Origin of the sequence: Subsaximicrobium wynnwilliamsii, assembly GCF_007997225.1 — a bacterium.
GTDB lineage: Bacteria > Bacteroidota > Bacteroidia > Flavobacteriales > Flavobacteriaceae > Psychroserpens > Psychroserpens wynnwilliamsii.
Genome location: NZ_VORM01000014.1, coordinates 97,257 through 110,676 on the forward strand (window position 1 = coordinate 97,257; position 13,420 = coordinate 110,676).

Genomic DNA, 13,420 nt, shown 5'->3' on the forward strand with positions numbered 1-13,420 from the left:
GAGTAGAGTCAAGAGCTATTCTATTATAATATTCATCTTCATCTTCAACTTCATCTTCATCTTCATCTTCATCTCCAAGCTAAATCGGATTGTACAAAAAGCTCCGAAACTTTGGGTTTCGGAGCTTTGGGTTATTCATCATCTTTTGGCTTTTCAATCACAAAGTCTTCCATGAATTTGGTGGTATAATTACCAGCTAGATAATCGGGATGATCCATAAGCTGCCTATGAAATGGGATGGTGGTTTTTATACCTTCAATTACAAATTCGTCCAAGGCACGCTTCATTTTATTAATGGCTTCGAGACGGGTTTGCGCGGTAGTAATCAACTTTGCAATCATGGAGTCATAGTTTGGCGGAATCACATAACCGGCATACACATGAGTATCCAATCTTACCCCGTGGCCTCCTGGAGCATGCAGTGTCGTGATGCGTCCTGGGGATGGTCTAAAATCGTTAAATGGGTCTTCTGCATTGATCCTACACTCTATGGCGTGCATTTGTGGTAAATAATTTTTTCCTGAAATGGGCACACCTGCAGCCACCAAAATCTGTTCCCTAATCAAGTCAAAATCAATAACTTGTTCTGTTATGGGATGTTCCACTTGGATACGCGTATTCATTTCCATGAAAAAGAAGTTGCGATGTTTGTCTACCAAGAACTCCACGGTACCCGCACCTTCATACCCTATATATTCTGCCGCTTTCACGGCTGCTTTACCCATTTTATCGCGTAAGGCTTTAGTCATGAAAGGGGAGGGCACTTCTTCTGTCAATTTTTGGTGGCGACGTTGTATGGAACAATCGCGCTCTGATAAATGACAGGCTTTACCTGTAGAATCACCTACAATTTGAATCTCAATATGTCGTGGCTCTTCAATGAGTTTTTCCATGTACATATCGTTATTTCCAAACGCAGCTTTTGATTCTTGTCGTGCAGAATCCCAAGCGTCTTTCAGTTTTTCATGTTTCCAGACGGCGCGCATCCCTTTTCCTCCACCTCCAGCAGTGGCTTTGAGCATTACGGGATACCCTACTTCTTCGGCTAACTTCTCACAGTGCTCAAAATCTGAAATGATACCTTCACTTCCAGGGACGCAGGGCACTCCAGCTTCTCTCATGGTGGCCTTTGCGGTGGCTTTGTCTCCCATTTTGGAAATCATATCTGCGGAAGCACCAATGAATTTTATGCCATGTTCCTCACAAATTTTTGAAAATTTTGCATTTTCAGAAAGAAATCCGTAGCCAGGATGTATGGCATCGGCATTCGTGATTTCTGCAGCAGCAATGACATTGGGTATTTTGAGATAAGACTCGCTACTTGCTGGTGGGCCTATGCAAACGGCCTCATCGGCAAACTTGACGTGTAAACTTTCGGCATCTGCTGTAGAATAAACAGCAACAGTTTTGATGCCCATTTCCTTGCAGGTCCTAATAACACGCAGTGCTATTTCCCCTCTATTGGCAATTAATATTTTTTTGAACATAACGTTTTAAATATTTAAAATCTCAAATTCCAAATTCCAACAAATTGGGATTTATTTTTTGGAATTTTAAATTTGGTTATGATGGATCTACTAAGAACAAAGGTTGGTCATATTCAACTGGTGAGGAGTCATCAACCAGAATCTTAACGATTTTTCCGGAGACTTCAGATTCGATCTCGTTGAATAATTTCATCGCTTCAATGACGCAAAGCACATCGCCTTCTTTAATGGAAGTGCCTACCTCAACAAACACAGGTTTGTCTGGTGATGCTTTGCGGTAAAATGTGCCTATAATTGGTGATTTGATGGTAATGTATTTTGAATTTTCGTCAACAGGTGTAGGGGTCGCAGTCGTTGGTTCAGTTGCTGTGGGTGCGGCCGGTGCGGCTTGTGCCATAGGGGCGTTCATTGGTATTTGCTGTACGTAGGTCGTATTTTCACCCTTGTCTTCGGAACCGGTTTTTATTGTTATTTTAATGTCATCCATTTCCAATTTAACCTCACTCGCGCCAGATTTAGCTACGAATTTGATTAAGTTTTGAATCTCCTTAATATCCATAATGATTAGATTTAATAATTAAAATAGTTAGTTGTTAGTTAGTTTGTTATGAATTGTAGGCCCATTTGAAATAAATGGAGCCCCAAGTGAATCCGCCTCCAAAAGTCGCGAATATGATTTTGTCATTTTTTTTGAGTTGTGATTCGTAATCGCTCAATAATAGCGGTAAGGTGGCAGAGGTGGTATTACCGTATTTTTGGATGTTCATCATCACTTTCTCTGGCGGTAAAGCCACTCTGTTGGCCGTAGCCTCAATGATTCTTTTATTGGCTTGGTGCGCCGCAAGCCATGTTATATCGTCATTTGTGAGGTTGTTTCTCGCTATGATGCGCTCGGTCACATCGGCCATGTTGAAGACCGCATTTTTAAAAACGGTTTTCCCTTCTTGGAAGAGATAATGTTTTCCTTGGGAAACGGCTTCCGGGGTTGATGGATAAGAAGAGCCTCCATAGGTGGCTTGAAGAAAATCACGACCACTTCCATCGCTTCTTAAAAGTTCGTCCTGCAAACCAAGACCTTCTTCATTGGGTTCAAATAAAACTGCTCCGGCGCCATCACCAAAGATGATGCAGGTTGCACGATCTGTGTAGTCGATCATGGAGGAGTTTTTATCGGCACCTATCAAGAGCACTTTTTTGTATTTTCCAGATTCAATGTAACGGGCAGCGACAGACATACCATAAAGAAAACTGGAGCAGGCGGCCTCGAGATCAAAGGAAAAAGCATTGACTGCGCCTATCTCTGTGGCTGTAAAAGCTGCGGTCGAAGCGGCTTTCATATCTGGGGTTGCCGTAGCAACGATTACCAATTCAATCTCTTTTGGGTCTAATCCTTTTTTATCGATTAAGTTTTGGGCTGCATTGATGGCTAAAAAAGAAGTGCCTTTGCCGTCTTCCTTTAAGATCCTTCGTTCCTTGATGCCTGTTCGCGAGGTAATCCATTCGTCATTGGTCTCAACCATGGTTTCCAAAATTTGGTTGGTCAAAACATATTCTGGTACATAGGCTCCTATTGCTGTGATTGCAGCGGTGATGTGACTCATAAAAAAGTTTTAAGTACTCCCAAAAGTTGGGAAATCCTTTAAAAAAGATAAAAGTGGTATGAAATTACTGATTTCTCAAGGATTATTGCGCAAATTAAGTTGTTTTTAAGACTTTGAAAAATTAAACATAAAAAAAACGCTCGACTTGAGCGTTTTTATATATGCATGCATAATACTTTATGCTGCGTTTTCTTCTTTTTCTGAATTGTCAATCAACACCTGGCCTCTGTAATACAATTTGCCTTCATGCCAATGTGCTCTGTGAAAAAGATGTGCTTCTCCTGTGGTAGGACACGTTGCAATTGTTGGTGCAGTTGCTTTGTAGTGTGTTCTTCTCTTATCTCTTCTTGTTTTAGAAATCTTTCTTTTAGGATGTGCCATTTTTTATGTTATTTATCCGTTAATAGTTTTTTTAATGTATTCCAACGAGGGTCAATTTCCTCTGATGTTGCTTCTTTTTCTTCTAGGTTCTTTGGTCTTAACTCTTCTAACTTATTGAGTATTTCAGAATCTAAGGTTCCATCTTCAACGCCCGGATGAATCCGTTTTGCTGGCATTGCCAAAATGATGGTCTCATAAATGTATTGGGCCACGTTGATTTCATATTCTCCGTGTGGGACAATCAAAATATCCTCAAACTCGTCATTGTAGTCTTCTCCAAATTTTATCACCAACTTGTACTCGCCATTGATTGGCTGTGCATAAGGTTCATTGGTAAGGTCACAATTCACAGTTACCATGCCTTTCACTTTGAAAAGCAGTTCTAATAAGGTGGTCTTTTTTTCAAATACGATATCTGCTTGGATATCAACATCTTGAAAATCATCATACTCAAAATTCTCAAAGAACTTTTTATCAATCTGATAATCAAAATGGTGAGTGCCTACTTTGAGACCAACAAATGGTATCGTAAAATCCTTTAGGGGCTTCATCATCACATTCATTTTGAGCCTGCAAATATACAAATATTAATCAATTACAAGATAGATATCAACATTTTTTGTTTATATCTTCTTTTGTCGTTTTTTGAGCGGATTTTTACTGTAGATTTTATAGTTGGTTCTCGTTTTAAAAATATCCATTGCCATAAAAACCGCTGCTTTAAATGAGCCATGGTCTGCCTCACCTTTGCCTGCAATTTCAAAAGCAGTGCCGTGATCGGGCGAGGTGCGTATCTTATTTAAGCCCGCAGTGAAATTGACGCCATGACCAAAAGAGATGGTTTTGAAAGGAATGAGTCCTTGATCGTGATAAGCTGCAATGATGGCATCAAAATTTTTGTAGTTTTTTGATCCGAAAAAGCTATCGGCTGCATAAGGACCATAAACCAACTTTCCTTTGTTTCGTAATTTTTCGAGCTCAGGTTTGAGAATGCTATCATCTTCGGTGCCAATCACGCCATTGTCGCCGGCGTGCGGGTTGATACCCAAAATGGCGATTTTTGGTCGTTCTATTGCAAAATCCTCTATTAAGGATGTATAGACGGTATCTATTTTTTCTGAAATAAGGGCTGCGGTTATCTGGGCGGAAGCATCCTTCAAGGGAACATGGTCGGTAAGTAAACCTACTTTTAGTGTTTCTGTGACCATGAACATCAAACTCTTTCCACCCAATTTTTCAGCGAGATAATTGGTGTGACCAGGAAATTTGAACGATTCAGACTGTATATTGTGCTTATGGATTGGAGCAGTGACCAGAACATCGATGTCTTCACTTATAAGCGCTGCAGTGGCTGTCTCAAGTGATTTTACTGAATAGGCTCCAATTTCAACATCTTCTTCGCCAAAATTGATGCTTACATTTTCTTTCCAAACATTGAGCACGTTGATTTTTCCGTCCACAATTTGGTTGAGGTGATTGATCCCATGAAAATTGATACTGCTGTTAAAATGTTTTTTGAAGAAAGACATGGTTTTTATGGAAGCGAAAATCACAGGGGTGCAAAACTCCAACATGCGACTGTCTTCAAAAGTCTTCAAAATGATTTCTGAACCAATGCCATTGAGATCTCCTATTGATATGCCAACTCTTATATTTTTGTCTTTTTCCATGCCTATATGATCTGTTGTGTGTAATTTTACACTTGCAAATTTAACTAATTATTCGACACTATGTTTACAGGCATTATTGAAGATTTGGGAACCATAAGGAAGTTGCAGCAGCAGCAGGGAAATCTACAGATCACTCTAGAGAGTAAGATCACTTCTCATTTGAAGATAGATCAAAGCGTGGCGCACAATGGCGTGTGTTTAACGGTGGTTGATATTAGCGATGATCTTTACACGGTTACAGCCATTAATGAAACTTTGAAAAAAACGAACCTATCCAATCTTGAAGTTGGCGATAAGGTCAATTTAGAACGCGCCATGAAATTGGGCGATCGTTTGGATGGGCATATCGTGCAAGGCCATGTGGATCAAATTGGGCTTTGTGAGGCTGTAAGCGAAGAAAATGGAAGCTGGCTATACACCTTTACCTACGATGCCTCCATAGGCAATGTGACCATTGAGAAAGGGTCTGCCACTGTGAATGGGGTCAGTTTAACCGTGGTCAATTCAGAAAAGGATCGTTTTAGTGTGGCCATCATTCCCTATACGTATGAGCATACCAATTTTAAGCATCTAAAAAAGGGATCAAAAATAAATCTGGAATTTGACGTGCTCGGGAAATACATTCAAAGATTATACAAAGCACAAGCCTAGCTAATCTTTGTAATGTTTTAGGGTTTTTTTGATACCGTAGAACAAACCTGCAATGACGGCGATAGTAGTCGCTCCATCAATTGGCAGACCTGGAGGTCCCGGTGGACCAGCAGGTGGAGGTGGTCCGGTCGTACCACCCTGTCCAATGCATACAAAACTTATTAATACAAATAAGATTGAGGCAATTATGTTCTTGTTTTGTATTCTCATTGTGGTGTAAATGTATAAAAAAAACGCAATCGACAAAACTAATTCATGAAAAAACATCCATAAAACGCATAAAAATACGATAAAATGCTGTTTCTGTCGTCCCTGGGAGCTCTTTTTATTCGGATTCAAATATATGCTATTTTCAACAAAACAAATATAATATTGATTTTTTTAGCCTTGGTTAATCGTTATTTCGTTGATTCGCGCAATACTTACGACGAAAAGTTGAAACGGTTTTTGATTTCAGCAAGTTTAAGACGCTTAACGGTGCATGCGGTCCAAAATTTCAATGACATCGGCTTTTTTTCTTACTGAAACCGGTACATGCTGCCCATTTTTCAGCATTAAATAGCCACCGTCGGTTTTTATAAACGCACTAATGCATTTGATGTTGATCAAATGACTTTGGTGCACTCTCAAAAAACCATAAGGCTTTAACAAGTCGGCGAAGTACTTTAGAGTTTTGGTCACGAATATCATTTGCCCATCTTGTAGATAAAATTTAGTGTTATTGCTATCGGCTTCACAGCGTACAATTTCATCCAAATTAACGACGATGATCTTATCTAGAGTATGCAGGGAAATCCGTTCGGGCGGTTTATGGGGCGACACCAAACTGTCCTTTAAAATATTCAAACGTTCTTGTGACGGTTGCAGTTGGGCTTTCGCACGGGCTAGGGCTTCAGAAAGTTCCTGGTCAGAATAAGGCTTGAGCACATAATCGATGGCGGCAAATTTGAAAGCTTTAATGGCAAATTCATCACTAGCGGTCACAAATATGATTTTTGAAGAGAGCTTCGGAAAAATCTCCAACACGTCAAATCCAGTGCCATCACCTAACATGATATCTAAAAATAGAATATCTGGCTCTTGCTTCCGAAGTGCTTTTGCCGCCGCGACCACAGATTGTGCGGTGGCAATGATTTTAATATCGGGGTGTTGGCTTTCTAAATCACTTTTTAAAAGCTGAAGGGCATCTGTCAAGTCTTCTACTATAATGGCTGTAAGCATGATGTTGGGTTTCAATAATCGGTTTCTAACGGAATCTTAAGTACGATTTGCGTGCCTTTGATACTTCCGTCGTTATTTTTTAATTCTGTAATTTGGAGTGCGTTTTTCCCAGAGATGGAAGCCAAGCGCTCTTCGGTCACTTTCAAGGCCATGGATTGATGGTCGGTTTTTTGCTTCTGTTTTTGGGCTTCGTAAATGCCAATGCCGTTATCGCTAATGGTTACGTATAGCAGGTCTTCCGTAGTCTTAAAATTCAGTTTCAATTGGCCTAGTGCTTCCACTTTTGAAATCCCGTGCCGGATTGCATTTTCAACAAAAGGCTGGATCAACATGGGTGGAATTTGAATCGCCTCAGCCTCATAATCGCTGTCCAAATGCATTTCAAATGCAAAGGGCTTTTGCGCCATCAATTGCTCGACCTCTATATAATGTTGCAAGCTGCTCATTTCCTCTTCAAGACTAATAAGCTCTTTACGTGAGTTGATAAGCGTTTCGCGCAGCAAGGTGGCAAAACTTTGTATGGTGGCATTCATTTTATCGGGTTTGGTCTTGGCCATTGCCTTGATGCCATTGAGCACATTAAACATAAAATGCGGATTCATTTGCAAGCGCAAAGCCTTCTGCTCCAATCCCAAAAGGTGGTTTTCTAATTTCAGGCGTTCTTGGGCCGCTTTATTTTTCCGCTTTAAGCGTCTAATATAGGACCAGATGAGGATGCCAAGTATATTGAGTATCAATGCCGCCCCAGCCCATTGAACTATTGTTTTTTGATACCAAGGGCTGTCAATATAAAATGAAAAGCGTTTGGGTGTACTTTCCTCCCAGCGTGAATTTCTGGAAACCACGGTAAACTCATAGCTGCCATAGGCCAATCCCGAAAAATTCTGGGTGTTCTCCTTGCTCCAAGGGCTCCACTCGGTCTCGTTGAGTTTGCTGCGATACTCAATATCGTTGGGATGGTTTAAATCGATGCTTTTGTAACTAAAGCTCACTTGGGTCTGGTCTGGCTGGAGTTTCAATACTTTGGCAGAATTGGTCCAATCCTGTAAATTAATGCTGTCTACCGATTGATAGGCCACTTTTACATCGTCAAAAAACACTTTGGGCTTTTGGGAAATGCTGGTTTGTTCATTCGGCTGAAACTCGGTCAAACCATAGATTGCACCAAACCAAAGATGACCTCGAGCATCTTTATCTACTGCGTTTAGGCAAGTCTCCATGCCTAAAAACCCGTCGTCTCTGCTAAAATGATAGACTTCGGTAATTTCATGTTCTGGATTGAGTTCTATTTTATCCACACCACGCTCTGCACCTGCCCAGAGATAACCTTGGTCATCAAAAATAAGTTGAAAGCAATTGTCTGAGCTTAGGGGTTTGGCGCCTTTCAACTTTTTAAAATTGAGTTGATCGCCAAGTTCTGCCCACCAAATGCCTTTACCAGCGGTGCCCAAATAGAGGGTGTTGTTTTGAAATAACATGGAATTGATGGCGACATCCTGGTCTAAAACCAATCCTAAATGGGTCACTTTTCCGTTTTTAATAAAGCCCAAATGTCCATTTTGTGTGGCATACCAAATCTGGTCTTTATGAGGCACAATCTGCATGATGTATAAATCGGCAATGCCTTCTGCGGAAGCAAAAACTTTATATATTTTAAAATTTTCGGTTTTAGAATCAAAACTAAACTTTACTATTCCACTTGAGTAAGTGGCTGCCCAAATGGTGTCTTTTTCAATTTGCAAGCTTCTAATCCAATCGTATGGAAAGCCAGTTTCGGTATTTAAAACATAATCTGTTACGGTTTTTAGCGGAATAGTCACTTGCTTCAATTCATCTATGATACTATTGTCTCGCAAAATGGTGTCTCTTGTTTTGGTCTCTCGAAACCACAGCCCGCGACCGTCACTTCCAGACCAAATGTTTCCGTTGTGGTCACTTGCTAAGGTTTTTATTTTCACTTCGGAAAAATTTTCTGGAGGCAAAATGGTATGAACTCCCAAAGGGTCAATTTTACTGAGGCCTTGTTCAGAATTGGAGAGCCACAGCCCATCATTGGTACTATGCACTGCATAAATGCGATTGCCCTTCAACCCGGTTGAAGTGTCATAATGCTTGAAATTATTCTGAAAATACTTGTAAAAACCACCGCCAGACGTTGCAATCCATAAGTTAGATTGCTGGTCTTTCAATACCATACGTACATGAGGCACCGATAATCCATTAGTCGTGCTGATGGTTGATGTTGTGCGGAAGGTTTCCGTATCAATAATGGAAATTCCATCAGAATCTGTCGTTACCCAAAGCGCGTTACTGTTTTGAATGCTCATGGTGTTGATGCGTAAAGGTTCACGCATTAGAAGCGCGTCTTCAAAATGGTTTGGATTGAATATAAACGTGCCATCGTTAAAGGTCGCCGCAAAAATGTTGTCCTCATAAAACACGAGCGCGACAAAGTTATTAGACTCCATTTTTTTGATAGTTCTGGTTTTTTCTGAAAGATTTGAGAGTTTAAACAAGCCAGATTTTGATGCTAGCCAATACTGCTTTCCGTCGAAGACCAAATCGTTGAGATGGGCTTGATCCAAAGCTGCCGTCAACTTGATTTTTATGGGTTTTAAATTTGCCGAAATCTCATAAAGCCCGCGCGCTGTCAAGGCATAGACTTTGTTGCCGAAGCTTTTGAAACTGTTTATCTGTGGCATTGGGGAAGACACAAAATTAGTCTTGAGAAGAACTGAAAGTCCGCGTTTTGTACCCACATACAAGGTGTCATTCATGGCCTTGAGCGCATGAATATAATTGCTGTTCAAGCCATTGCTTGTGTTGAAGACTTTAAATTCGCTGCCATCAAATCGTGCCAAGCCACCACCTTGGGTGCCTAACCAGAGATAACCCTTAGCGTCTTGCACCATGTCAAATACTTGTGATTGCGGCAAACCATCTTCTAAAGTGAAAGCGCGTAACTGCTCGTTTTGGCCTTGGAGCGCAACACTTATTCCGAAGAAAAAAATAAAAATTGGATATGCTAAGAGCTGTTTCAAATTAGACAAGGCGATTAGCATGCAACTTACAATTTTGGGCGCAGATTTGAAATAGTTCACGAGATTGATTTTTTTGGAAGTATTCAGTTTATTAAAATAGAGCAAAGAGCAAAGGATCAAGATTTGATTTGAACGAGTTGAAGAGTATTTTCGGTTTTATCTTTCGTAAAAAAAATACGGAATAATGTTTTGGAACAGAGCTATTGAAAAAAGCGCTGTGCTCCAAAAGAAACACAGCGCTCCAAACAAAAAACAAATCAACAATTAATTTTGGGCTTCAAAACCACAAGCATAGGCATAGTTTGCGTTTTCATATTCGGCTTGCGTAGCAGTTAAGAAGCTAGAAGCTTGCTCGAATTTGTCATTTTTAAAGAGAATGTATTTTGCAGTGGCGTTAATGGCGGTATCCTCATTGGTTGAATCTCCGAGGCTTATCACATCCTTGTTGCCAACGGTGTCACTATCCAACAACCTAACTTTGGAGAAATGTAGGCTATCAGATTTGATAAAAATCTTGTCAATTTCTACGCCATTCTTCACGGCTCGCATCTGGAAACGCTTGTAGCCTTTATAATCAAGACCTGCTTCGCCAAAAACGAATTTCACTTCGGGATTTACGTGGCTTACCAAGGTTTTTTGCGAGATGAGTCCGCCCCAGATCCAACCAATTTGCGGCCCCATTTTGATTTTGTACCATCTGCTTTTGACGCCATTGATGGTTTGGGCGGTTTCACTTTTGGCCAGAAGTCGCACATTGGTGCCAATCGTGATGGTGGTTAATTGCTCGCAGTGTGCAGAAGCACAATCTCGCAAAGCCACATCATCTCCCATGAGATATTGGGAAGCTTTTTCTGCGGAATTGGAGTACACATCAAACTCAACTTCCTCTTGGGCAAAACTGAATGATGCCATTAAAAGGATGGCGATTGCCAGACAGCTTTTTAGGATTTTTGTTGGTGTGATCAAGGTTTCAACTGTTGCGGTACTGTTCTTTAAAGTCTTCATAATATTAAAATTTTTAAGGTTTGTATTATTATCTGACTCAAAGATAGAATGGACACTCCCTAAAATTTGGACGGCTTTAGTATTCGTAGGGGATGCTTTAGAATTCGTGACTATAATGATCATAGCACTTAAAAAAAGCTATGGTGTTGGGACTCGCTAGGGTTGATTTCTCGGTATTGCTTTCAGAAAAAACATTCAAAGACGTAGAAGATAATGGATGCTACAAATGGCAAAAGTCTCCACTTTGAGTTTCGAGTTCAAAGTTTAAAGTGTTAGGTCGCCTTTAAATCAGAACGAGAAGAAAAAGTCCTTTTGGGGATTTAAAGAGAGGATTTAGTAGAGGGTTTGAAAAATGATTATTTTTATATGCATAGCCGCTTTGCGACCTAATGGATATTCTAAACTTAAAAACGCAAAAATTTTTGTTTCCGCCATCAGTTGCGGCTGAAGCAAAAATTTTAGAATTAGTCTAAAATTTGAGAATATGACCACCCTTTAGTCCCGATAGCTATCGGGAGGGGCAAACACATATTCTGCCGTGGGATATTAAAATTAACTTTTAGTACTGTTTGCGGATATACGTTTTTTTTTCATTGTTGTCCGATTAAACTTTTATAAACAATGATTTTGTTAACAGCAGCAGGGTTTTAAGTCTCTGTTGGGCATTAATGTTTTTTTTAATTAAAAATCGTCAATCGTCAATCGTCAATCGTCAATCGTCAATCCTCAATTTCTATTTTCTTCTCAAAAACTTCCTGCACCAAGGGCACTCCATATTTGCGTTCTAAACGTCTTACCGTAAAGTGGGCACTAGCCATTTTTTGGAAATGATTTACGAAGATAAAATTTAGTGAACCACCGCTTACTGCTCCCAAAACGGGAATGGCCTGGGCCAAGAATTTTTCGCTCATGAATAAGCTCAATCGCGAGGCGATTTTGGCGACAATGTTGCTCAAGGTGCTTGAGCCCATGACGCCAACCGATTTCACTACGGTTTCCAAACCCATCTTAATACCCGATGCCGAAATGGTCTTTAAACCAGCATCTAAAGTAATGCGTGTGCTGTAATAACTCGTTTCGACACCATCATCGTCTTTTGACTCGCCACCCAATGCAAATACTTGGAGGCAGGCCAACTGTCCTTCCAAGGAATAAATATCTTCGCCTTCACTACGGGCAATATCCATAATGGTTCGCATCAGGAATTTAGTGGTTACACCTAGTTCAGACACAAAAATAGCAGTGCCAATACCCGTAGTTGAACCGAAAAATCCGCTTAGCGCACCACTTCCTGTTACCACTGCCCTATAAGTGGCATTGGAGGGTTTTTTAAAAGCTTTGTCTTTTTGTATGGTAAGCAAATTGGCCTTGATGATTTTCATTAACACATTTTGTGTGGCAGTTTGCAACTTATTCAATGCTTTCTCGGGAATGTATTTTATTTTCGATTCCACAACATTGCCCAAGCTATTGACACCTTTAATCGCCCAACCTAAATTGTGCATGGTATGTTTGGCCTTTTCTAAAGCCTCTAGATCTTCGGGATTGATACGTTGGATTTGGAGTGTCAATGTTTTATGAATTTTGTTTTCTTTTGTGAATCAAAGCAAGTTAAGCTTCTGGCTGTCGTTAAAAATAATAAATTTATAAAGACAAGGCGCTTAGAAAAAAGCTAATATTTTAGAGTCAGCAATTTCTCAGTTTTCAATGTTGCCAAAAAACGTTCGGTTGTAATGGGAAAAGTCTAAAAAATGCTTATTTTGTTGCTAAAACTGGAATGTTTCAATTTGAGATAGACCAATCCCAAACAGCCTATCCCAAGACCTCAATTGTTATGAACAGCCATGCTATTTTAAATCTTTTGCCTTATCAGGATCCTTTTTTATTTGTAGATGGGCTAACTTCCATAACTTCGGAAGGTGTTGAAGGTTACTACACGTTTGAGAGTGATTCCTATTTTTATGAGGGTCATTTTAAAGATAATCCAGTAACACCAGGTGTGATTTTAACGGAATGCATGGCGCAAATAGGGTTGGTATGTTTGGGTATTTTTTTGCTGAAGGAAAGTCTTTCAGGATCGAATTCACCACAAATCGCATTAACCTCAAGTCAAATGGATTTCTTTCTACCGGTTTTGCCGGGAGAGAAGGTAAGGGTGGTTTCAGAAAAAGAAGTATTTCGGTTTCAAAAGCTGAAATGTTTGGTTAAGATGTATAACGAAAAAAACGAGTTGGTGTGTCGCGGCAAGCTTTCGGGAATGATGAGCGCCGGTGGAAAATAGACTATAGAATCAAGAACAGAGAATTAAGACTTGATAATAACTATTTGATGAAAAGAAGTATTTCTTATTGGGCAGATGAGAT

12 protein-coding genes are annotated in these 13,420 nt (G+C 40.1%); 2 read left to right on the forward strand and 10 right to left on the reverse strand.

What is annotated here, in order from left to right:
- Positions 1-131: 131 nt before the first annotated feature.
- The 6 genes from accC to pdxA form a co-directional block, all read right to left on the reverse strand.
- Entirely contained in the window at positions 132-1,487 is a 1,356-nt protein-coding gene (gene accC, locus ESY88_RS12635; protein ID WP_147087027.1) for an acetyl-CoA carboxylase biotin carboxylase subunit, read from the reverse strand.
- A gap of 76 nt (positions 1,488-1,563) precedes the next feature.
- Positions 1,564-2,046, reverse strand: a complete 483-nt coding sequence (gene accB, locus ESY88_RS12640) for an acetyl-CoA carboxylase biotin carboxyl carrier protein (RefSeq protein WP_147087028.1) — start codon at positions 2,044-2,046, stop codon at positions 1,564-1,566.
- 46 nt (positions 2,047-2,092) lie between these two features.
- Positions 2,093-3,088, reverse strand: coding sequence for a beta-ketoacyl-ACP synthase III (locus ESY88_RS12645; RefSeq protein ID WP_147087029.1), 996 nt, complete (start codon positions 3,086-3,088; stop codon positions 2,093-2,095).
- A gap of 177 nt (positions 3,089-3,265) precedes the next feature.
- On the reverse strand, positions 3,266-3,469 hold the full coding sequence (rpmF, locus tag ESY88_RS12650; protein ID WP_147087030.1) for a 50S ribosomal protein L32: 204 nt from the start codon (positions 3,467-3,469) through the stop codon (positions 3,266-3,268).
- An 8-nt stretch (positions 3,470-3,477) separates the two neighbouring features.
- The gene (locus tag ESY88_RS12655) at positions 3,478-4,020 is read right to left on the reverse strand and encodes a YceD family protein (RefSeq protein ID WP_147087055.1); all 543 of its coding nucleotides are present in this window, start codon (positions 4,018-4,020) and stop codon (positions 3,478-3,480) included.
- Positions 4,021-4,092: 72 nt separating this feature from the next.
- Positions 4,093-5,139: a 4-hydroxythreonine-4-phosphate dehydrogenase PdxA gene (gene pdxA, locus ESY88_RS12660; RefSeq protein WP_147087031.1), complete on the reverse strand. Its 1,047-nt coding sequence runs from the start codon at positions 5,137-5,139 to the stop codon at positions 4,093-4,095.
- 60 nt (positions 5,140-5,199) lie between these two features.
- Here pdxA and ESY88_RS12665 point away from each other — a divergent pair, with 60 nt between their 5' ends.
- A complete protein-coding gene (locus ESY88_RS12665; protein ID WP_147087032.1) occupies positions 5,200-5,790 on the forward strand; it encodes a riboflavin synthase in 591 nt (196 codons plus the stop codon).
- A gap of 471 nt (positions 5,791-6,261) precedes the next feature.
- On the opposite strand, the gene ESY88_RS12675 is transcribed toward ESY88_RS12665, so the two are convergent.
- The 4 genes from ESY88_RS12675 to ESY88_RS12690 form a co-directional block, all read right to left on the reverse strand.
- The gene (locus tag ESY88_RS12675; RefSeq protein ID WP_147087033.1) at positions 6,262-7,011 is read right to left on the reverse strand and encodes a LytR/AlgR family response regulator transcription factor; all 750 of its coding nucleotides are present in this window, start codon (positions 7,009-7,011) and stop codon (positions 6,262-6,264) included.
- An 11-nt stretch (positions 7,012-7,022) separates the two neighbouring features.
- Positions 7,023-10,112 carry a ligand-binding sensor domain-containing protein gene (locus ESY88_RS12680; protein ID WP_147087034.1) on the reverse strand — a complete coding sequence of 1,030 codons (3,090 nt, stop codon included), beginning with the start codon at positions 10,110-10,112 and terminating at the stop codon, positions 7,023-7,025.
- Positions 10,113-10,316: 204 nt separating this feature from the next.
- Positions 10,317-11,057, reverse strand: a complete 741-nt coding sequence (locus ESY88_RS12685; protein WP_147087035.1) for an SH3 domain-containing protein — start codon at positions 11,055-11,057, stop codon at positions 10,317-10,319.
- A 719-nt stretch (positions 11,058-11,776) separates the two neighbouring features.
- Positions 11,777-12,628 (reverse strand): EcsC family protein, encoded by an 852-nt coding sequence (locus ESY88_RS12690; RefSeq protein WP_223270817.1) that lies wholly within the window; start codon positions 12,626-12,628, stop codon positions 11,777-11,779.
- A 263-nt stretch (positions 12,629-12,891) separates the two neighbouring features.
- On the opposite strand from ESY88_RS12690, the gene ESY88_RS12695 reads away from it, so the two are divergent.
- Positions 12,892-13,338: a 3-hydroxyacyl-ACP dehydratase FabZ family protein gene (locus ESY88_RS12695; RefSeq protein WP_147087058.1), complete on the forward strand. Its 447-nt coding sequence runs from the start codon at positions 12,892-12,894 to the stop codon at positions 13,336-13,338.
- Positions 13,339-13,420 lie beyond the last annotated feature (82 nt).